The sequence below is a fragment of the Asticcacaulis sp. SL142 genome (genome assembly GCF_026625745.1).
GTDB lineage: Bacteria > Pseudomonadota > Alphaproteobacteria > Caulobacterales > Caulobacteraceae > Asticcacaulis.
In genome coordinates this window covers 820,925-840,499 of the sequence record NZ_CP113061.1, presented here as the reverse complement: position 1 = coordinate 840,499, position 19,575 = coordinate 820,925, and the positions used below count along the sequence as shown (strand labels likewise).

Here is a 19,575-nt window from a genome sequence, read left to right as displayed (position 1 = left end):
GCGTGCAGGGTGGCGTAAGGTTCACCAGCGTGTGTAACAGGGGGGCGTGTGCGTACGGAATTATCCGAAGAGATCGCGTTTGATGGCCTTAGACTGTTACGCGACCGCCCTCTGACCGCGATAAAATGGCTTCTGGTGATGTTTGTTGGCTATGGCGTGGCTTATGGCTTTACAGTGTTCGCGTTTGCGGAACATTGGCTGGCCTTCTGGCAGGCTTTGCGCAGCCAGCCCCAACTTTTGTCAGGTCTGATATACACCACATTGATGGCCGTGAGTGTGTGCGGCATCTTGATCGGCCTGACCCACCTGATCGTGAAGTGTGCCATTTATCGGGCGCAGATAGCTCTTGGGAACCCTCGTGCCGCCACCTTGACCTTCGGGCCGGATGAGGTTCGACTGATGGCGTTTTACGTCCTCAAATTTTTGCTGATCATGGTTCTATCCGTGTCGCTGTTTCTGGTGGTGGCGGGTGTGGCCTGGGTTGCCAACACCGTGCTTGAGTTGCACATCGGGCGCAATTTTGCGACCTTCGGGATCATATTGCTGACAGCCGTGCTGCAGGCCCTGGGCGTGATCTGGCTTAAGTTGCGCTTATCTTTGGCGTCCATGGATACCTTCTACCAGCGGCGCATTAATTTTATTGGGTCGTTTCTGCTGACGCGTCGGTATCTCTGGTCGATACTGGTGGTCTATATCTTCACCTACGTGCTGGTGCTGATCTGCGTAACGGCAGCTCACGCGATATCCGCCATTGGCTTGAATATGTCGCTGATTGAACAGTTTAAGCTGTTTAAGCAAGGCCTTGAAGTTAAAACCTTAACTGACCTGTTACCCTTCATGCCATTTTTTACGGTCGTAGTGACCGTGACAGCGATTTCGGCCTTTTTGCGTGAACTTATGATCGCGGCGGCCCAAAGCCGTCTGTTTCTAACCCTGCGCGATCAGGCCCGTACAACGCGGCAAGTATCGGGTGTCAGCCCGCGCTGATTACGCTTAAAAGGTCACGGTCTTTACGAGCCTGAATGGGGCGGGCCGTTGATCCCAGCAGAGTCTCATAAGCGCTGACCTGTTCGGGAGATACGCTTAAAGGCGCAGAGAACACCATCCAAGTTACGCCCTCTGAGCAAGGCGGTACGGTAAGCGAGCCGGAATAGACAAAAAACTCCTCAGCCGCGGGCATGAGGTCGCGCGCATTGATCAGCAGATCCGGAATGGCGGCCGGTGCCGTCTGATCGCTAGGCAGGTAAGTCCAGATGGGGGCCAACATGGGATCGGCGACCCCGACATTGGACAGGACCCCGACCACCAGATATTCGCCTTTGGCATTTTGGTGAACAAAATGGCTTTCCAGTGCGGCGCGACGGCCATTGATAGTGTGCTCGCTGGGGCTGTGAAAATGTATTTGCTTCAGGTTATAAGGCGTACCATGGGCGATCAGTCCGCCCCCCTTGGACGGCACCACCTTGATGCTGTGGCCATCGTTTTGGATGGTCGCCGCTGAGGACAGGTAATCCAGCGTGATTTTTGACATTTGGGGGCGGCCATTTCCGGTCAGGTCGATCGGAGATTGGCGTGCGCCACTGGCACAGGTCGCCGCGTCCCCGCCCAGTTGGCCCCAGTGCGACGGGCCTTCATCGCCGCTATAGGCCCAATGCGTAAGTTTCGCGCCACCAGCGCCGCCATGAGCATCAGCCTGACCATGGGCGTCACCGTGACTATCGCCATGCGCGTCGTCCGACTTTACGGATTTTTCGCCGCCGCTACATCCCGATAGGGCGAGCAGCATAAGTCCAGCTAAGGTCAGCGAACGAAGTTGGGCGCAGCGCATGGGAGAATCCTTAATCTCAATCAGGTTCACCATGCGCCGATAATGGTTAATTTAGATTAAGCCCGTCTGCGTTCCTTATGTCGCGCCAAAAGATCCTTAAGGTAGCGTCCGGTCCACGATTTCGGATTTTCCGCCACGGCTTCGGGGGAGCCAAAGGCAACGATCTCACCGCCGCCGTCACCGCCTTCGGGGCCGAAGTCCAAAATCCAGTCTGCCGTTTTGATGACATCAAGATTGTGTTCGATGACGATAGTGGTATTGCCGCTGTCGGTCAGTTCATGCAGCACTTCAAGCAGTTTACGGGTATCCTCGAAATGCAGGCCCGTGGTCGGCTCATCAAGGATGTAAAGCGTCTTACCCGTGGCGCGTTTGGACAGTTCCTTGGACAACTTGACACGCTGAGCCTCCCCACCGGACAGGGTCGTCGCTTGCTGGCCGATCTTGATGTAGCCGAGACCGACGCGTTTCAGGGTTTCCAGCTTGTCGCGGATGGTCGGTACGGCCTTGAAGGCTCCGGCGCCTTCTTCAACTGTCATATCAAGAACATCGGCTATTGAACTGTCTTTGAACGATATTTCTAGTGTTTCACGGTTATAACGCTTGCCCTTGCAAACATCGCAGGTGACATAGACATCGGGCAGGAAGTGCATCTCGATCTTGATCAAACCGTCGCCCGAACAGGCTTCGCAGCGCCCGCCCTTGACGTTGAACGAGAAGCGGCCGGGGCCATAGCCGCGAGCCTTGCTTTCGGGCAGGCCTGCATACCAATCGCGGATCGGGCCAAACGCGCCGGTATAGGTCGCCGGGTTGGAGCGTGGGGTGCGACCGATGGGGGACTGATCGATTTCCACAACCTTATCGAAAAATTCCAAACCTTCGATCTTATCGTGGATGGCCGGGTTGGCGGAGGCGTTGTTGAGGCGTCGCGCGGCGGCCTTGTGCAGGGTTTCCAGCGTAAAGGTCGATTTGCCGCCACCCGACACACCGGTGATGCAGGTCATGACGCCCACCGGAATTTCACCCGTGACGTTTTTCAGGTTGTTGCCGCGCGCGCCGATGACTTTGAGCATCTTCTTTTTGTTGATCGGACGCCGATCCAGCGGCACCGGAATCTCGCGTTTACCCGTCAGGTACTGCCCGGTTAGAGAGTTCGGATTAGCCTTAATGTCGTTGGGCGTGCCTTGCGCCACGATTTCACCGCCGTGAACGCCAGCCGCAGGACCCATGTCGATCACATAATCTGCGGTCAGAATGGCGTCTTCGTCGTGCTCGACCACCAGCACGGAATTGCCAAGATCACGCAACCCCTGAAGGCTTTCGAGCAGACGGTCGTTATCGCGCTGATGCAGGCCGATCGACGGTTCATCCAGCACATAAAGTACGCCGGTCAGCCCAGATCCGATCTGCGACGCCAGCCGGATACGTTGACTTTCGCCACCTGACAATGTGCCGGAATTGCGTGACAAGTTGAGGTAATCAAGCCCCACGTCATTGAGGAATTTCAGGCGATCCAGAATTTCCTTTAAGATGCGGCGGGCGATATCCATCTGTTTTTCGCTCAGATGGTTTTCAAGATCGGCGAACCATTCATGAGCCTTTTTAATAGACAGGCCCGATACCTGAGCGATATCAAACGCCTTGATCTTAACCGCCAGAGCTTCGGGCTTAAGGCGCTTACCACCACAGGCTTCACACGGCGTTTCGGACTGATAGCGCGCCAGATCTTCACGCGCCCAGGCGGATTCGGTTTCACGCCAGCGCCGCTCCATATTGGGAATGACGCCCTCAAACGGCTTGGTCACATCATAACGGCGCGATCCGTCAGCATAGGTAAACTTGATCTTTTCCGAACCAGAACCATGCAGCACCACAGCTTGCGCTTCAGGTGTCAGGGCGCGCCATTTGGTGTCCATGGCAAAACCGTAATGGAGCGCCAGAGCTTGCAGCGTCTGCGTGTAAAGCGGTGAGGTGCCTTTTGACCACGGTGCAATCGCACCGCTCGCCAAAGTGGCCGTCTCATCCGGTACGATCAGTTGCTGATCGAAAGTAAGTTTAACGCCCAGGCCATCACAGGTCGGACAGGCGCCAAACGGGTTGTTGAAGGAGAACAGCCGCGGCTCGATTTCAGCAATCGTAAACCCCGACACCGGGCAGGCAAACTTTTCCGAAAAAATGATGCGCTTGGGCTCAGTTTCACCGTCAGCTATATCCGCATATTCGGCGATGGCCAGTCCGTCAGCCAGTCGCAGGGCAGTCTCAAGGCTATCCGCCAGCCGCGCCATCAACCCGTCCTTGATGACCACGCGGTCGATGACAACGTCAATATCGTGCTTATACTTCTTATCGAGTTTCGGGGCGTCTTCGATCGGATAATAGGTGCCGTCGACCTTGAGACGCTGAAAACCCTGACGCTGAAGATCGGCGATTTCCTTTTTGTATTCGCCTTTCCGGCCACGCACAAACGGCGCCAGCAAAAGGATGCGCGTCCCTTCAGGCAAGCTGACAAGCTTATCGACCATCTGGGATATGGTTTGGGATTCGATAGGCAGTCCTGTGGCCGGTGAGTAGGGCACACCGACCCGCGCCCACATCAGGCGCATATAGTCATGGATTTCCGTGACCGTGCCGACGGTCGAGCGCGGGTTTTTAGAGGTCGTTTTTTGCTCAATCGAAATGGCGGGCGACAGCCCTTCAATCAGATCGACATCGGGCTTTGACATCAGTTCAAGGAACTGCCGCGCATAGGCTGACAGTGACTCGACGTAGCGCCGCTGCCCCTCGGCATAGATGGTGTCGAACGCCAGAGACGATTTGCCCGAACCTGACAGGCCGGTAAGGACGACCAGCTTGCCACGCGGGATATCGACATCCACCCCTTTGAGGTTGTGCTCGCGCGCACCACGTATCTTGATAAAGTCAGGATCGGCCATGAGGTCCTATAGTCCGGTTTCTGGATAAGATGTCTATATAGGATGACTTGGCACTGACCAAAAGTGTCAGTATGCCGCTCATCCTTACTTTATCTTATATAGCTGCGGACTTTTAAGCCTGATTTGGCAATATGGCGCAAGAACAATTTGGCAACATGACCCCGGGTGTTCAGGCTTTATGGGACAGGTTAAGCGAGGTAGGCTCACGGTAAATTTGCCGGGCGCCGGGGCCGTAGCTGGCACCCTGAGCTTTGCGTTCCGACACATCGGTAGCGATGGCTTGCAAAATGCCTTCGGTTACAGCGCGGGCGGCTTCGACAGCAACCGCGTGGCGTTTGGCGATCTCCATGAAAGACTCGGTTGCGGTTCGCAATTGAGATTTCGTGGTATCGCTCAGGCCCGACAACAGAGTGGGATCCGCCTTAAGGCGCGCGGTTTCCATCCGGTACAGATTCGATAACTGGCGCGTTTCTTCTATGCCCGCGTGGATATCCTGCGGGCGATGAGCCTCCAGCGCTTTGGTTTCAAAGGCCAATCGCTCACCCAAACGCTCGGTCAGGCTAAGAATCTGGCGGGCACGATCTGAGGGATTGTTAGCGGAAAGGGTCATGACGCGGCCTTGGCTTCTTGGAGTTGCAGCAGTTGTTTTTGAATGGCGTCGGAAATGCCTATGCCGCCATGAAGCGCTGTCTGTTTAGCGATGGCTTCGGTATAGAAAGATTTAAAGGCTTCTTCGCCTTCGCCGCCCCCAAACATCCCATCCGTATCACCGACGCCCTGAAACATCGATTGCAGCATGGCCGACAGAACCATGGTTTCAAATTCCTGGCCGGTCTTTAGGGCGCGCGCCTGATTGGCCGATTTTGCTTGATCGCTGACGGCCGCAATCTTTGCGTCTGTATTCTGGCCTTGCAGGCTCAGGAGGGCGTTGCTTGTCAGGTTCATCACATCACCTCGATATCGGCTTGCAGGGCACCAGAGGTTTTGATGGCTTGCAGGATCGAGATCATGTCGCGCGGTGATACCCCCAGCGCATTCAACCCCTCAATCAAATCACTAAGGGAGGTCGTGGCCTTTAGGTCATAAAGCTTCTTGCCCTTTTCCTCATCGATGGAGACTTGGCTATCTGGCACGAGCGCTGTCTGGCCTTGGCTAAAGGGTGCTGGTTGGCTGGCGAAGGGTTGTTCCTGCACCGAGATGGTCAGATTGCCCTGGGCAATGGCAACGCGGGAGACGCGGACGTTTTCGCCCATAACTATGACGCCGTTCACTTCATCGATCACGACCTTGGCAGGTGTATCGACATTGACATTCATCTGTTCAATATCGGTGACGAAGTTCATCATATTGGTGCCCTGCGGCGCTTTCAGCGACACTATGGTGGGATTTTCCGCAAAAGCAGTCCCTGGATAACTGGCATTGATGGCCAAAGCGATCCGTTTTGAGGTTGTGAAATCTGGATTCTTAAGCGTCAGTCTCACAACCGGCATGGCGTTGAGGTCAAAGGCAATTTCGCGCTCAACAATACCGCCTGAAGCGATGCGGCCAGAAGTCGGCACGCCCTTGGTTATGGAGGAGCCTGACGCGCCGCCCGCAGAGATTGAACCGGTCTGGACGGTGCCTTGAGCGACCGCATAGGCTTCGCCGTCAGCGCCGAGAAGCGGGGTTACCAATAATGTGCCGCCCAAAAGGCTTTTGGCGTCACCCATAGCCGATACCGACACGTCCATGCGTGAGCCAGATGCCGAAAAGGCGGGCAATTCGGCGGTTACCATAACTGCGGCGACGTTTTTGGTGTTGAGGTTGGCGTCGCGGACGTTGACCCCCAGTCGCTCCAGCATGGCCTCAAGGCTTTGCTTGGTGAAGGGCGCGTTTCGCACGCTGTCGCCGGTGCCGTTCAGACCGACCACGATGCCGTAACCGATAAGCTGATTTTTACGCACACCTTCGACATCGACAATGTCCTTAATGCGGGACGCCGCAAAACCCGGTGCGGCGAACGTCAAAAGCGCCGTGGATAAAAGCAGCAATCGGGGCAGGAGGGACGTGAAAAAGCGCATGATCACCTAAACCTTACATTAGTCGGGAGGTGCTATGCGAAGTTTGTGCCAACTTGGGCTGTGAATTTTTCCAATAAAATCAGTGATAAAATTGGTTAATTGGCGTGCTGCGGCCGTGTGGGGAAAAAATTGCCCGGATATTAACGCCAAAGTTACCATCAGGGGGAAATATTGACCCATGGTGCAGGGGTATGATCCCGCGCCTCGAAAGCGGACGCTTTTTGAAAGCAGGCATAAGGCCTGAGCATATTTCATCCATAGTACAGGTGTTTTTGGCGATGACGCTCAGGATCAATCCTTCTCAAGGTTTAGGCGCTTCGGCGACTACAGGCGGCGTCAAGCGTACCGGTGGTGATGGATTTTCCCTATCGAAAGGAAGTTCAGCGCAAAGTGCGGGATCGGCTGCCGGAGCGGCACCTGCTGCCGGGGCCTTTGGTGTGGGCGGCATTGATGCGCTTTTGGCATTGCAGGCCGAAGAAGACGTACTGACGGGCCGTCGTCGTCGTCAGATCCGCCGGGCCAATGACATTCTGGATGTGCTGGAGGACGTTAAGGTCTCGCTTCTGGACGGCACTCTGGCGGATTCCACGCTGCTTAATCTCAAAACCATGATCGCGGATCGGCGCGAAGCGGTCGAGGATGAAAAGCTTCAGGCGGTTCTGGATCATATTGAAACGCGGGCGCTGGTTGAACTGGCTAAGCGCGGCCTGAGTTAAATCTGCATTGCAATGAAGGGTTTAGTTGCATAAGGCGTCTCACTGAGGCGACCTATTGTCTCCCTTGTGAAAAAATCCTGCGTAAAGTCATTGAATCGTCTTATTCCGGTGTCTATAAGCCGCCTAAAAAAGGGCTGTCCGGTTTGTGGCGCGATGTTTGCAGCCGGAGCTAAATGGTTTGGGGTCTGTTAGGACCTTTGGGGACTTAACAGTTAGATTCGGAGTGCAGGTCTTATGAGTACACTCGATATTCAGGTTAAGGGTGAGGGTTACAAACCGTCTGACGGCGAAGAGTATATGAACGATCGTCAGTTAGCCTATTTCCGTAAAAAGCTGGTGGAATGGAAAGAAGATATCCTGCGCGGCTCGAAAGAGACCGTCAACACCATGCAAAAAGAAACCGAAAATCATCCCGACCTGGTAGACCGCGCGTCATCGGAATCGGATCGTGCGCTGGAACTGCGTACCCGTGACCGTCAACGCAAGCTGATCTCCAAGATCGAAGAAGCCATCAGTCGCGTTGATGATCAATCTTACGGCTTTTGCGAAGAAACCGGTGAGCCTATCGGTCTGGCCCGACTTGAAGCCCGCCCGACCGCGACCTTAAGCATCGAGGCTCAGGAGCGTCATGAGCGTCGTGAGCGCGTCCACCGCGACGACTAAGCTTGCCGGAAGGCGCAAGCTCTGGTTTACTTATAGAAAAGTAGAACTGGAGGCCGGATGTTCAGGAAAATTTTGATCTTGGCGGCAATGGCTATGGTTGGCGGAGCCTCGCCTTTGTGGGCCGCGTCGCCAACCGTCGATCCTGTACCGTCCGCTCGTCAGGCTTTGCCAGAATTGCCGGTGACGTGGGATCATGTGCCGTATGAGCGCATGAAGCGGAATTATCCAACCGTGGCCAAGCAACGCAATCAGCCCGGCTCAGTTTTGGTTTCATGTGATTGGGATGACCATGGCCGCGTTACGGAATGCGAAATGATTCGCGAAACGCCCGAAGGCTTAGGGTTTGGAACCGCTACGCTTGAACTCATGAAAACCGCGACGGTCAAATCCAAGGTCGCGGGGGAACCTCTTGTCGCGGGTAAAGGGCTAAAGCTGTTTGTTAAATGGGGACAATAAAAACTTTTGGCCCTTTAAACTCAATGTGTGACAGCGTATGGGAATGTCTCAATTTCGACAGTAACCCAGAGACATTACGCCCATGACCGTTAAGGTTCGTTTCGCTCCGTCACCGACTGGCCGCATCCATGCGGGCAATGTTCGCGCCGCCCTGATCAACTGGCTGTTCGCAAAGAAGCATCAGGGATTATTCGTCCTGCGGATTGATGATACTGACCTTGAGCGCTCCACCAAGGAAAATGAAGACCTGATCGAGACCGACCTTAAGTGGCTGGGGCTCAACTGGGATGAGCGCTATAATCAGTCCAAGCGCTTTGATATTTATCAAAAGGCTGCCGATGCGCTGAAAGCCGATGGCCGCATATATGCCTGCTATGAAACTGCCGATGAACTGGATCGCCGCCGCAAGGTGCAGCTATCGCGCGGCCTGCCGCCCGTCTACGACCGTGCCGCACTAAATCTGACCGAGGCTGAAAAGGCCGCCTTTGAAGCCGAAGGCCGCAAGCCGCACTGGCGCTTTAAGCTGGATGGCAAGCGCGTCGCCTGGGAAGATCTGGTGCGCGGTCATTGCGAAGTCGATACGACCTCCATGTCTGATCCGGTGCTGATCCGCGAAGACGGTGCGTTTCTCTACACCCTGCCGTCGGTGGTCGATGACATTGATATGAAGATCACCCACGTCATCCGCGGAGAAGATCATGTCGCCAATACCGGCACTCAGATCGAGATTTTTGAGGCCTTATCGGCCTTTTTCGGAGGCGCACCTCTGCCCACTTTTGCCCATATGACCTTGCTGGTCGGGGCAGACGGTGAGGGCCTGTCTAAACGTTTGGGGTCCATGTCGATTTCGCAGATGCGTGAGGATGGTTTAGAACCCTTGGCGATTGCATCGCATCTGGCCAAGATTGGCACGTCCGATCCTCTGGAGGTTGCGGCGTCTTTGGAAGTTTTGGCCGAGGCGCAGGATTTCACCAAGATGGGCCGTGCGCCTGCGCGTTATGACTTTGACGATCTGATGCGGCTAAACGCCGGCGTTTTGCAAGTTATGCCTTATGCCGAGGCGAAGCCCCGTCTGGAAGCGCTAAGCGCCGATCTGGGCGAGTTATTCTGGGATACCATAAAGCCGAACCTGCATAAGTTTGCTGAGGTCGTTGAATGGGCTGCGATTGTCCGCGATGATGTGCCTACGGTCATCGAAGACGCGGGCTTTGCCGCCAAGGCGCTGGAGCTGCTGCCTGATCCCTATGGCCGCGATAGCTGGAGCGCGTGGACGGCGACCATTAAGGACGCTACCGGCGCCAAGGGCAAGACCCTGTTTATGCCGTTACGTCTGGCTCTGACCGGCAAACCGCATGGGCCCGACATGGGGGCGTTATCGTTCCTGATTGGCCGTGAAAAGATCGCCAAGCGCTTGGGGGCGGCGGCCTAAGCGCTAAATGCCTTGGCAGATGGGCATCAAGAGCGTTACCCTGACTGAAAACGGAGGGTGCGATGAAGGGCTTGCTGATTGCAATTGGCTTTGCAGCTTTAAGCGGTGTTGCCAATGCCGAAGGTGTTGGGGACTTAAGCTGGCTAACCGGGTGCTGGGTTCAGGCGGACGGTGATCGTGTGGTCGAAGAGTATTGGACCACGGGGTCCGGCGGTGTGCTTATGGGCGCGGGCAAGACGATGCGCGCAGGAAAATTACGCAATTATGAGCATATGCGCATTGAGGCGGTTGCCGGTGTGCTGACCTTCACGGCGATCCCATTAGGGCAGGTGGAGGCCAGCTTTCCGGTGAAATCTCAAGCCGAGGGTGAGGTGGTTTTCGAGAACCTCGCCCATGATTTTCCCCAGCGCGTTATGTATCGAAAGGCTCAGAATGGACTTTTGGCGCGTATTGAGGGCGTTGTAAACGGCCAATCCCGCAGTGTTGATTTCACCTATAAGTCATGCAATGCGAATTAATTGCGTTTCGCAAGTGAATGATTTCACAGAACTTTGCGCGTATCGATATCTTCATCCTGAGTCGACATATAGCTCACCGCTTTGAGAATGTCGGAAACCTTGTCGACGCTCATATAGGTTTTCAGGAAGGCCTCCGGGGTAAAGCCCTCAGCAAGCGTATGGCTGACCATGGCAAAGAACGGGTCCCAATAGCCATTCAGATTAAAGAAAATGATCGGCTTTTTGTGCAGATCCAGCCGCCGCCACGACAAAAGCTCAATAACTTCCTCGAGCGTGCCAACGCCACCCGGAAACACGACGAATGCATCCGAGTCCTCAAACATCAGCATCTTGCGCTCATGCATTGATTCGACAACGACGGTTTCGACTTCGTCAAACAGGCGCTCACGGGTGCGCAGAAAGCGCGGCATAATGCCTTTGACCTGACCACCGGCGTCATAGGCGGCGCGGGCGGCAGCCCCCATCAGGCCAACATCACCACCGCCATATACCAGTTTCAATCCCGTCTGTGCCAGCAGCGTGCCAAATTCCTGAGCGGCCTTAACATAGGCCGGGTCTTTGCCATTTGACGACCCGCAATATAGGCAGATCGTTTTAATATTCTGATGCGTCATGTCATTCCAATCGTTTGGGCTATCTTAAAATGGGCAAGCTTAAAATTAAAAGACTTAAATTGGTTTCGATGCGGTCGGGGGCTATTTTCATGTGGGGATCGTTACTCTATCATTGACACCCATGACCCTGACCGCCCGTCACATTGCTATGAGGTCGCTCACGAAAGGCTTACTTTGCCTTGCCCTGGTGATAGTGGCCGGCTGCCAGAAAGGTAATCCGCAAGATGACGCGGACGGCCCCTTTCTGGCGACGAATATGGGCTACATCCGCGCCCCTGAAATACTTAAGGTTACGATCGGCGGTAATGGTGTTGTCAAAATCAGTGGTGTTGCCCGCCCGGATGGACGGGTACGTCTGACCAGCCGACAAGGGCAGGCTTTCGGGGTAACGGCCAACACGCGCGGCGAGTTTGAGGCTGAGTTGCCCAATGATGTTAATGGTAATCTCTATGATCTGTCGATGGAAGACTCCGGCCGGCTGATGAAAGCAGAGGGACGTCTGTTCGTGCCGACCGGACAGCCAGAGCGGGCTGTCTTCATGCGTTCGGGATCCCCAAGCCTGCCTCTATCGCCCCATGCGCCGCTTTTGGCCGTTGTGGATTATGACGGCCTTGGCGGTGTGGCGGTTGCCGGGCGTACTAAGGCCGGGGCTGTGGTGGCTCTGGGGGTCAACGGTGCAGATGTTGCGCGCGTTAAGGCCGATGAGGCGGGGCTTTACAGCGCTATATTGCCATTACGGCAGAGCCTGGTGGGGCAGGCCGTTATGCTTACGGCGCAATCGGAAGGTGCCGTTGATGCCCGTACGGTCGAGTTGCTGGCGGAGCCTGGGGAAATGGATTCGATACAGCCTACTGAGGCCGCATGGAAGGTTCACTGGCTCTTGCCGGGGGGCGGCTCGCAAACCACCATGGTTTATTAGGGCCTTGAACGTAGAGGCCACAGCGGAAAATTCAAATTCGTGGATAATTTGAAACTTAGGCCTTGCGTCCTGGCCAGACAGCTTGCTATAGGGCGCTCCTTCGCTGCTACAAACATTCCCCGGTAGCTCAGTTGGTAGAGCAGTCGACTGTTAATCGACTTGTCACAGGTTCGAGTCCTGTCCGGGGAGCCAGCGCATTTATCCTGAAAATTGTTAGCGGCTGTCCTGTGAGCAAATCGTGCGCTCGCTTGCCCGTTTTGCTCCGGCTCAATCTCCTTCAACGCATAAAAAAAGCCCGAAGAAAACCTTCGGGCCTTATAAAGTTTGGTGATGGTGGGTGTCTTTAAGAAAGCAAAGACAATACCTGTCTGACTGATTTGAGTTAATGAAACATGAATATCGTATCGGCGTTATAATTTAAATCAATCATTGTCATGGGCGCCGATTATGCCTTGCAAACGCCGGCCATTTGCGTGCTCCAGAGGCTGTAAGCGCTGGGCTGTAAGTGCACACCGTCGCGGGTGGGAACGGGGTGGCCCAGTTCAATAAGCGTTGCGCCGGTCTCAGTGGCCAAAGTGCGAATACCCGCGTTCAGGCGGTCGATATAGGCTTGATCAAAACGATCTGCGGCTGCGGCTCCGATATTAGGTATGGTCGCAATCGCAATGTCATAGCCCTTATAGCGAGTGATGAGCGTGCGATAGGCTGAAAGCGTTTGCTCAACCGGTTGCGCCTTCACCAGGTAGGTCTTGGCATTATTGGTGCCAAGGGCAAAAATCAGGCGCTCTGGTCGGGCGGAAGAGGCTATAACGTCATCGCTCCAGCCTGCGGTGTCCTGAATCGTGGCGCCGCTGACGCCAGCATTAAGCACGGGCTGACCGCACAGGTCGTTAAGTCTGGCAAACTCAGTCAGGCTGTCGCCCAGAACAATGGTCTTGGCTTCCATCTGACCGGCTTGCGATTTTATGGCGTTAAGCCTTTGCGGGAAATGGGCGATGGGCTGGTTTTTCTGAGCCGTTTCCCAGCCATTATCCGTGCCTAACTTCCATCCGACCGCGCCAGCCAGGGCTGTGGCCGAAATAAGGGCAGGAAGAATCAACCACGCCATATGCAGGCGGTGGGGGAGACCCTTGAAGGGAAGTGCGGGTGCGGGCAGTGATGAGGTGGGCATGGTATCTCTATGCGAATATATATTTTGCGACCATTTCAATAAAATTACAACTAAAGATTGTTTTTGTAATGTTATGGTATGGCTGCGTGCTGTTAAGCATCGCAAAGCAAGACTTCGGCCACAGCAAAATGGCTCTCAATGCATAGAGTTTGGTGCTTTTGGTTTAGGGATATTGGAGGCCTGACCCGGAGTCGAACCGGGCTACACGGATTTGCAATCCGCTGCGTAACCGCTCCGCCATCAGGCCTCATAGAGCGTTTAAGGTCAGTGCAGCTATCAGATCATATGCATGGCTGCAATTGATTTTGCGATGCGGCTGTCAGAATTGTTTGGAAAACTCTTCTTTTTATGGCTCATTTTCGTATTTGTAAGAATTGCTGAAACGCATCTGAACGCCTATAAGCGAAGAATCTTCACCAGCATACGTATGGCTTGGTTTTTTAGAGGTCTGAACATGGATTACGTCGCCGCTCGCAATAATATGGTCGAATCTCAGGTGCGTGTGAACGATGTCACCGACATGGCTTTGCAACGGGCTATGCGCCATGTTGAACGTGAGCGTTTGTGTGCGCAATCTCAGGGCTTTGCCGCCTATGGCGAGGTTGAGGCCATGATCGCACCGAACCGTTACCTGATGAAGGCCCGCGATATTTCCAAGCTGATGCACGTTCTGTCGCCCAAGGCCGGTGAAAGCGTTCTGGCGATTGCCGCGCCCTATGCCGGGGCGGTTCTGGCTCATGCGGGCCTAAACGTAATTGTGCAGGAACAAGATGCGCGCACCCTGGCGGTTGTTGAGCCTTATCTGAAAACCCTGGGCGTTAAGACGCAGACTCAAGCCTTTGCAAGCCCTGTGGCGGGTGAGTACGACCTGATCATTATCGAAGGCGCGGTAAGCGAAGTCCCTGACGCCTGGCTTAAGGCGCTTAAGATTGATGGACGTCTCGGCGTGGTGGTGCGCACCTCTGCTGTCGGTAAGGCAACCGTCTTTACGAAGCTTGATTCCGGGGTATCCGCCCGTGAGGTTTTCGATTCGTCGCCATCTACGCTTCCCGGCTTTGAAAAGGCCAAAAGCTTCGTTTTCTGAGCTTGCCTGTGACATTTCCACGCATACGGCAAATGTGAAAAAAGCTTAATTCGCCAAATACCGTAACTTGTGCCAGAGATGACTCTAAGGGTTCTTCGCGCCCAACGGCGCAGGGGCATGACGCGTAAGCGCGTCATTAATCTTTTTAGGGAAGTTATTTATGTCGGGTGCGAAGTCTGTTCGGTTACGTGTCGGTTTAAGCGTTCTGGCGCTATTGGCTGGGGGCAGTTGGGCCGGACTGGCCTCCGCTGAGACGCTGACGGATGTCATAGCCATGGCCTATGCCAGCAACCCGACCATACAAAGACAACGTGCTTTGCAGCGGGCGCAGGACGAAACCTATGTGCAGGCGCGTTCCAGCCTAGGGCCGTCGCTGAATGTCGGGGCGGATGTCGGTTACAATGACCTGCCGGATCTGTCTGGCAACCGTTCAACCACCTCTCTGACCCTGTCCGCCAGCCAACCGATTTTCGCGTCGGGCGCGCTGGTATCGACACTGGATGCCGCCAAGGCTGATGTTCTGGCCGGGCAGGAAGGCCTGCGGTCGGTCGAGCAATCGGTTCTGTTGAACGTGATCTCGGTCTACACCGCCGTGCGCCGCGATCAGGAAGCTTTGCGCATCCGTCAGGAAAATTATGAGGTTTTGAAGCGTCAACTGGATGAGGCCAATGCGCGCTTCTCGGTTGGCGACAACACCCGCACGGATGTGGCGCAATCCGAAGCACGTCTGGCGGCATCCCAAGCATCTCTGGCTCAGGCCAAGGCGCAACTGGACACCAGCCGCGCGTCATATATCGCCATCGTTGGTCAGGCCCCGACCAATCTGGAGCCGGAGACGGCGCTGCCCAATATCCCCACCGATTTTGATTTGGCGCTGAATGCGGCTGAAAAATATAACCCTGATCTGAACTCGGCATTGTTTGCAGAGGCCGCCGCGCGGGCTCGTGTCAAGGCCGCCCGCTCAAATCTGGGGCCAACGGTTGGGCTATCCGCCAGTTACGGCGCGTTTGCGCCGACGAACGATTTCAATAATCTCGATAACCGCGATGCCGCGTCAGCCACTTTGCGGCTCTCTATTCCGCTGTTTTCGGCCGGGTTTAACACCTCACGCATTCGTCAGGCCGCCGAAGGGCACACGGCGCAAAAAATGACGGTCGAAGAAAGCCGCCGCGGCGTCATTCAGGATACCTCATCTTTCTGGGCGCAGATGGTGGCGGCCAAGTCGGCAACGGCAGCCAATCTGGAGCAGGTGCGTGCCACCCGGCTTGCGGCCGAAGGTGTCAAGATGGAGTTTCAGGTGGGGCTTCGCACCAATATCGAAGTGTTGAATGCTGAGCAGGAATATCGGTCTGCCCAGTTGGCGCTGATTAATGCCCAGCGCGACGAATATGTGGCTTCATCTCAGCTTTTGGCGGTTATGGGCAGCCTGAATGCGCGTGAACTGGTGCCCCAGGCTGAGGTTTATGATCCCGCTAAGAACTTTGATCGCGTCAAGAATAAAGGCATGACAATTGAGCCGGTGATTCGCGCAATTGACGGTCTTGGCGCGGGCGTGACCGACGGTATGACTGAAAAGTAGTCATTTTCGCCATTGCAAAACAGGCTGATTTTTCAATGAGTAACAGGAAAATTAGCCCGTTTCGCGAATTAATGGGCGGCTTATAAGCTTAAGAGTTGCCAAAATCCCTTAAGCCGTGTCTTTATAGCACAGTTTTCCGATTCAACGGCGATATTACCATGTCAGACCAATCCGCACACGAGCCGACTATGGAGGAAATCCTTGCCTCCATTCGCCGCATCATCTCCGAAGATGATGCGCCTGAAGAGGCGGCTGAGGCACCGGCCGAAGTGGCGGTTGCCGAACCGGAACCTGCGTCTGAACCGGAGCCGGAACCCATGGCGGCGTTCGAAGAGGACGAGCCGGAGGATGATGTTCTGGAATTGACCGAGCCTTATGTGGCCGCACCGGTCGCGTCGATTGGTGATCTGGATGCCTATGAGCCGGTGGCGGCGGTGGCACCTGCGCCTAAGCCGGAACCCAAGCCCGTTTATTCGGCACCGGAGCCTGATTTTGGCGCGTCGCGTCTGGTTAGCGATCGCACGGAGAGCACGGCGGCAAATGCCTTTGGTGCCTTGACCAATGCCTTGCTGGTGCCCAAAGACGGTCGTACCTTAGAGGACGTGCTCAAAGAACTGATGCGCCCCATGCTTCAGGACTGGCTTGATAAAAATCTGGCATCCATCGTCGAAGAACAAGTCCGCCTCGAGGTCGAGCGTATCGCCCGTCAGGCCCGGCGCTAATAATACAAATTATCAAAGGCGGCTAAAGACTTTCGCTTCGCCGCAAATGGTTATAGAGAGAACGGCGTCCATTGCGGGCGCCGTTTTTGTTTTCCCTTCCTGTTTTTATTGTCAAAGCCTGAGCATGTTAGAAAAGACTTTCGATCCGAAATCCGTTGAACCGCGCCTTTATGAGATCTGGGAAACGTCCGGTGCTTTTAAGCCGACGGACAAGGAGGGGGCTGAGAGCTTTTCGATTGTGATCCCGCCGCCCAATGTGACGGGATCGCTGCACATCGGCCATGCGCTGAATAATACCTTGCAGGACGTGCTGATACGCTTTGAGCGGATGCGCGGTAAGGCGGCTTTGTGGCTGCCGGGGACGGATCACGCCGGTATTGCCACTCAGATGGTGGTTGAGCGTCAACTGGCCGCCGCCGGTCAGCAATCGCGCCGGGATATGGGCCGTGAGGCCTTTGTACAAAAGGTCTGGGATTGGAAAGCCGAATCGGGCGGGACGATTGTCGGTCAGTTGCGCCGTCTGGGGGCATCGTGCGACTGGTCGCGGGAACGCTTTACGCTGGATGAGGGCTTATCGGCCGCGGTGCGCAAGGTCTTTGTGCAGTTGCATAAAGAGGGGTTGATTTACCGCGATAAGCGTTTGGTAAACTGGGACCCGTATTTTCAGACGGCGATTTCCGACCTTGAGGTCGAACAAAAAGAAGTCGACGGGGCCTATTATCACTTCGCCTACCCCTTAGCAGACGGGCTGACCTATCAGCATCCCGTCACGGATGAAGAGGGCAATGAGACCTTTGAGACGCGCGACTATATCGTCGTGGCTACCACACGTCCGGAAACCATGCTGGGCGATACGGCGGTGGCCGTCCATCCGGATGATGAACGCTATAAGGGCTTAGTCGGCAAGGAAGTAGTTCTGCCGATCGTTGGCCGCCGCATTAAAATTGTGCCAGATGACTATGCCGATCCTGCCAAGGGTTCTGGTGCGGTTAAGATCACGCCCGCCCATGATTTTAACGACTTTCAGGTCGGCAAAAGGCATGGTTTGGAGTCGATCAATATTCTGGATGATCAGGCGCGTCTGAATGATTCTGTGCCGGAAGCCTATCGCGGTCAGGATCGTTTTGCCGCGCGCAAAGCTATCATTGCCGAAATGGAAAATCTCGGCCTGCTCAAAGAGATCGAAAAAACGCGCCATATGGTGCCGCATGGCGACCGCTCCGGCGTAGTGATTGAACCTTATCTGACAGATCAGTGGTATGTTAATGCCGGTGAACTGGCCAAGGACGCACTCGCTGCTGTCGAAGATGGCCGCACGGTTTTTGAGCCTAAGAACTGGGAAAAGACCTATTTTGAGTGGCTGCGGAATATCGAGCCGTGGTGTGTGTCGCGCCAGCTTTGGTGGGGCCATCGTATTCCGGCTTGGTTTGGACCGGATGGCAAAATTTTCGTTGAAGAAAATGAAAGTCAGGCTTTTGCTGCCGCTAAGGCCAATTACGGTCACGAAGTTCATCTTCAACAAGACGAAGATGTTCTCGACACTTGGTTCTCGTCGGCACTGTGGCCATTTTCAACGATGGGGTGGCCGGAGCAGAGCAAAGACTTAGAGCGCTTCTACCCGACCCATACCTTGATCACCGGCTTTGATATCATCTTTTTCTGGGTTGCCCGGATGATGATGATGGGCTTGCATTTTACGGGTAAGGCCCCGTTTGAGCGGGTGTTTATCAATGCGCTGGTCCGCGACGACAAGGGCCAGAAAATGTCCAAGTCCAAGGGCAATGTCATGGACCCGCTGGTGCTGATTGATGAATTCGGTGCCGATGCGCTGCGCTTTACCATGACCGCTATGTCAGGGCAGGGCCGCGACATCAAGCTCAGCAAACCCCGCATCGAAGGTTACCGTAACTTTGGTACCAAGCTGTGGAACGCCGCCCGCTTCGCTCAGATGAACGAATGCGCCCATGTCGAAGGCTTTGACCCGGCGACCGCCAAATTGACCCTTAGCCGCTGGATACGCGGTGAGGTTCAAAAGACGGTGCAGGCGGTGACGACCGCGTTGGAAGCCTGTGCGTTCGATGATGCGGCATCAGCGCTCTATAAATTCGTCTGGAACGTGGTCTGCGACTGGTATCTGGAACTCGCAAAGCCGATCCTGAACGGCGATGATGAGGCGGCCAAGGCTGAAATCCGCGCTACAACGGCGTGGGTGCTGGATCAGTGTCTGATCCTGTTGCATCCGGTCATGCCGTTCATCACCGAAGAACTATGGGACAAGACCGCAAACGGTGTGCGTTCGAACCACCTGATCGTTCAGCAGTGGCCGAAGTATGACTCGTCGCAGATTGATGCGTCGGCTGATGACGAAATCAACTGGCTGATCGACCTGATTTCCGAAGTGCGTTCCATACGGTCGGAAATGAATGTGCCCGGATCGGCACGCGCACCGCTTAGCCTGACCGGCGCATCCAACGTAACCAGGGCGCGGCTTGAGACCCACCGTGATCTGATCCTGTTCTTAGGTCGTTTGTCCGATGTTACCGTGGCTGACACCGCTCAGGCAGGGTCTGTGCCGTTCGTCAGCGCCGAGGCGACCGCTCATCTGGCCATTGCCGAGTTTATCGACCTCAAGGCCGAAGAGGCGCGTCTGCTGAAAGACATCGCCGCCTTTGACAAGTCGATCGACGGCACGCGCCGCAAGCTCGATAATCCGGAGTTCGTCAAAAAAGCCCCGGACGAAGTAATCGAGGAAAACCGCGAACGTCTAGCCGAAGCCGAAGGCGGTAAAGCCAAGCTGGCCGCGGCACTGGAGCGTCTGAAAGCGGCGCTGTAGACGCTAAAGATGCTGTGCCGTCAACCTAAAATAGGCAGGACGGCACAGCCGTT

Annotated in this window: 18 protein-coding genes and 2 tRNA genes; 12 read left to right on the top strand and 8 right to left on the bottom strand. The window is 55.2% G+C overall.

Annotation, left to right across the window (positions count from 1 at the left end):
- Positions 1 to 48 precede the first annotated feature (48 nt).
- Entirely contained in the window at positions 49 to 987 is a 939-nt protein-coding gene (locus OVA03_RS03870; RefSeq protein WP_267526863.1) for a hypothetical protein, read from the top strand.
- Here the strand turns inward: OVA03_RS03870 and OVA03_RS03865 are convergent.
- The 5 genes from OVA03_RS03865 to OVA03_RS03845 form a co-directional block, all read right to left on the bottom strand.
- A complete protein-coding gene (locus OVA03_RS03865; protein WP_267526862.1) occupies positions 974 to 1,828 on the bottom strand; it encodes a carbonic anhydrase in 855 nt (284 codons plus the stop codon). The genes OVA03_RS03870 and OVA03_RS03865 overlap by 14 nt on opposite strands.
- 56 nt (positions 1,829 to 1,884) lie before the next feature.
- A complete protein-coding gene (uvrA, locus tag OVA03_RS03860) occupies positions 1,885 to 4,758 on the bottom strand; it encodes an excinuclease ABC subunit UvrA (RefSeq protein ID WP_267526861.1) in 2,874 nt (957 codons plus the stop codon).
- Positions 4,759 to 4,927: 169 nt separating this feature from the next.
- The gene (locus tag OVA03_RS03855) at positions 4,928 to 5,368 is read right to left on the bottom strand and encodes a flagellar basal-body protein FlbY (RefSeq protein WP_267526860.1); all 441 of its coding nucleotides are present in this window, start codon (positions 5,366 to 5,368) and stop codon (positions 4,928 to 4,930) included.
- Positions 5,365 to 5,703, bottom strand: coding sequence for a rod-binding protein (locus OVA03_RS03850; protein WP_189486825.1), 339 nt, complete (start codon positions 5,701 to 5,703; stop codon positions 5,365 to 5,367). Before OVA03_RS03850 ends, OVA03_RS03855 begins: the two co-directional genes overlap by 4 nt.
- A complete protein-coding gene (locus OVA03_RS03845; RefSeq protein ID WP_189486827.1) occupies positions 5,703 to 6,818 on the bottom strand; it encodes a flagellar basal body P-ring protein FlgI in 1,116 nt (371 codons plus the stop codon). Before OVA03_RS03845 ends, OVA03_RS03850 begins: the two co-directional genes overlap by 1 nt.
- A 191-nt stretch (positions 6,819 to 7,009) precedes the next feature.
- On the opposite strand from OVA03_RS03845, the gene OVA03_RS03840 reads away from it, so the two are divergent.
- The 5 genes from OVA03_RS03840 (at position 7,010) to OVA03_RS03820 (ending at position 10,600) form a co-directional block, all read left to right on the top strand.
- A complete protein-coding gene (locus tag OVA03_RS03840) occupies positions 7,010 to 7,534 on the top strand; it encodes a flagellar assembly protein FliX (protein WP_267526859.1) in 525 nt (174 codons plus the stop codon).
- Between the two features lie 234 nt (positions 7,535 to 7,768).
- Positions 7,769 to 8,197 (top strand): RNA polymerase-binding protein DksA, encoded by a 429-nt coding sequence (dksA, locus tag OVA03_RS03835; protein ID WP_189486835.1) that lies wholly within the window; start codon positions 7,769 to 7,771, stop codon positions 8,195 to 8,197.
- A 57-nt stretch (positions 8,198 to 8,254) separates the two neighbouring features.
- Positions 8,255 to 8,653, top strand: coding sequence for a TonB family protein (locus tag OVA03_RS03830; protein ID WP_267526858.1), 399 nt, complete (start codon positions 8,255 to 8,257; stop codon positions 8,651 to 8,653).
- 82 nt (positions 8,654 to 8,735) lie between these two features.
- A complete protein-coding gene (gltX, locus tag OVA03_RS03825) occupies positions 8,736 to 10,082 on the top strand; it encodes a glutamate--tRNA ligase (RefSeq protein WP_267526857.1) in 1,347 nt (448 codons plus the stop codon).
- A 62-nt stretch (positions 10,083 to 10,144) separates the two neighbouring features.
- On the top strand, positions 10,145 to 10,600 hold the full coding sequence (locus OVA03_RS03820) for a DUF6265 family protein (protein ID WP_267526856.1): 456 nt from the start codon (positions 10,145 to 10,147) through the stop codon (positions 10,598 to 10,600).
- Positions 10,601 to 10,623: 23 nt separating this feature from the next.
- Here the strand turns inward: OVA03_RS03820 and OVA03_RS03815 are convergent, their stop codons facing one another.
- Positions 10,624 to 11,214 carry a TIGR00730 family Rossman fold protein gene (locus OVA03_RS03815; RefSeq protein ID WP_267526855.1) on the bottom strand — a complete coding sequence of 197 codons (591 nt, stop codon included), beginning with the start codon at positions 11,212 to 11,214 and terminating at the stop codon, positions 10,624 to 10,626.
- Positions 11,215 to 11,470: 256 nt separating this feature from the next.
- Here OVA03_RS03815 and OVA03_RS03810 point away from each other — a divergent pair, with 256 nt between their 5' ends.
- Both OVA03_RS03810 and OVA03_RS03805 read left to right on the top strand, forming a co-directional pair.
- Positions 11,471 to 12,133: a hypothetical protein gene (locus OVA03_RS03810; RefSeq protein WP_267526854.1), complete on the top strand. Its 663-nt coding sequence runs from the start codon at positions 11,471 to 11,473 to the stop codon at positions 12,131 to 12,133.
- Positions 12,134 to 12,249: 116 nt separating this feature from the next.
- Positions 12,250 to 12,325, top strand: a tRNA-Asn gene (locus OVA03_RS03805).
- 253 nt (positions 12,326 to 12,578) lie between these two features.
- Here OVA03_RS03805 and OVA03_RS03800 read toward each other — a convergent pair.
- Complete coding sequence (locus OVA03_RS03800) at positions 12,579 to 13,304, bottom strand: SGNH/GDSL hydrolase family protein (RefSeq protein WP_267526853.1); 726 nt, start codon at positions 13,302 to 13,304, stop codon at positions 12,579 to 12,581.
- Positions 13,305 to 13,477: 173 nt separating this feature from the next.
- Positions 13,478 to 13,551, bottom strand: a tRNA-Cys gene (locus OVA03_RS03795).
- A gap of 207 nt (positions 13,552 to 13,758) precedes the next feature.
- Here OVA03_RS03795 and OVA03_RS03790 point away from each other — a divergent pair.
- The 4 genes from OVA03_RS03790 to OVA03_RS03775 all read left to right on the top strand — a co-directional run bounded on the left by OVA03_RS03790 (position 13,759) and on the right by OVA03_RS03775 (position 19,522).
- Positions 13,759 to 14,388, top strand: a complete 630-nt coding sequence (locus tag OVA03_RS03790) for a protein-L-isoaspartate O-methyltransferase family protein (protein WP_267526852.1) — start codon at positions 13,759 to 13,761, stop codon at positions 14,386 to 14,388.
- Positions 14,389 to 14,548: 160 nt separating this feature from the next.
- Complete coding sequence (locus tag OVA03_RS03785; RefSeq protein WP_267526851.1) at positions 14,549 to 15,967, top strand: TolC family outer membrane protein; 1,419 nt, start codon at positions 14,549 to 14,551, stop codon at positions 15,965 to 15,967.
- Positions 15,968 to 16,125: 158 nt separating this feature from the next.
- On the top strand, positions 16,126 to 16,689 hold the full coding sequence (locus tag OVA03_RS03780; protein ID WP_267526850.1) for a DUF2497 domain-containing protein: 564 nt from the start codon (positions 16,126 to 16,128) through the stop codon (positions 16,687 to 16,689).
- A gap of 124 nt (positions 16,690 to 16,813) precedes the next feature.
- Complete coding sequence (locus OVA03_RS03775) at positions 16,814 to 19,522, top strand: valine--tRNA ligase (RefSeq protein ID WP_267526849.1); 2,709 nt, start codon at positions 16,814 to 16,816, stop codon at positions 19,520 to 19,522.
- The last annotated feature ends 53 nt before the right edge of the window (positions 19,523 to 19,575 follow it).

Bases quoted from the DNA above. Each gene is read 5' to 3' on its own strand.
- OVA03_RS03850 (WP_189486825.1), bottom strand. From the start codon at position 5,703: ATGAACCTGACAAGCAACGCCCTCCTGAGCCTGCAAGGCCAGAATACA.
- OVA03_RS03775 (WP_267526849.1), top strand. From the start codon at position 16,814: ATGTTAGAAAAGACTTTCGATCCGAAATCCGTTGAACCGCGCCTTTAT.
- OVA03_RS03815 (WP_267526855.1), bottom strand. From the start codon at position 11,214: ATGACGCATCAGAATATTAAAACGATCTGCCTATATTGCGGGTCGTCA.
- OVA03_RS03785 (WP_267526851.1), top strand. From the start codon at position 14,549: ATGTCGGGTGCGAAGTCTGTTCGGTTACGTGTCGGTTTAAGCGTTCTG.
- OVA03_RS03800 (WP_267526853.1), bottom strand. From the start codon at position 13,304: ATGCCCACCTCATCACTGCCCGCACCCGCACTTCCCTTCAAGGGTCTC.
- gltX (WP_267526857.1), top strand. From the start codon at position 8,736: ATGACCGTTAAGGTTCGTTTCGCTCCGTCACCGACTGGCCGCATCCAT.
- dksA (WP_189486835.1), top strand. From the start codon at position 7,769: ATGAGTACACTCGATATTCAGGTTAAGGGTGAGGGTTACAAACCGTCT.
- OVA03_RS03820 (WP_267526856.1), top strand. From the start codon at position 10,145: ATGAAGGGCTTGCTGATTGCAATTGGCTTTGCAGCTTTAAGCGGTGTT.
- OVA03_RS03790 (WP_267526852.1), top strand. From the start codon at position 13,759: ATGGATTACGTCGCCGCTCGCAATAATATGGTCGAATCTCAGGTGCGT.
- OVA03_RS03780 (WP_267526850.1), top strand. From the start codon at position 16,126: ATGTCAGACCAATCCGCACACGAGCCGACTATGGAGGAAATCCTTGCC.
- OVA03_RS03830 (WP_267526858.1), top strand. From the start codon at position 8,255: ATGTTCAGGAAAATTTTGATCTTGGCGGCAATGGCTATGGTTGGCGGA.
- OVA03_RS03865 (WP_267526862.1), bottom strand. From the start codon at position 1,828: ATGCGCTGCGCCCAACTTCGTTCGCTGACCTTAGCTGGACTTATGCTG.
- OVA03_RS03840 (WP_267526859.1), top strand. From the start codon at position 7,010: ATGATCCCGCGCCTCGAAAGCGGACGCTTTTTGAAAGCAGGCATAAGG.
- OVA03_RS03855 (WP_267526860.1), bottom strand. From the start codon at position 5,368: ATGACCCTTTCCGCTAACAATCCCTCAGATCGTGCCCGCCAGATTCTT.
- uvrA (WP_267526861.1), bottom strand. From the start codon at position 4,758: ATGGCCGATCCTGACTTTATCAAGATACGTGGTGCGCGCGAGCACAAC.
- OVA03_RS03810 (WP_267526854.1), top strand. From the start codon at position 11,471: ATGGGCTACATCCGCGCCCCTGAAATACTTAAGGTTACGATCGGCGGT.
- OVA03_RS03845 (WP_189486827.1), bottom strand. From the start codon at position 6,818: ATGCGCTTTTTCACGTCCCTCCTGCCCCGATTGCTGCTTTTATCCACG.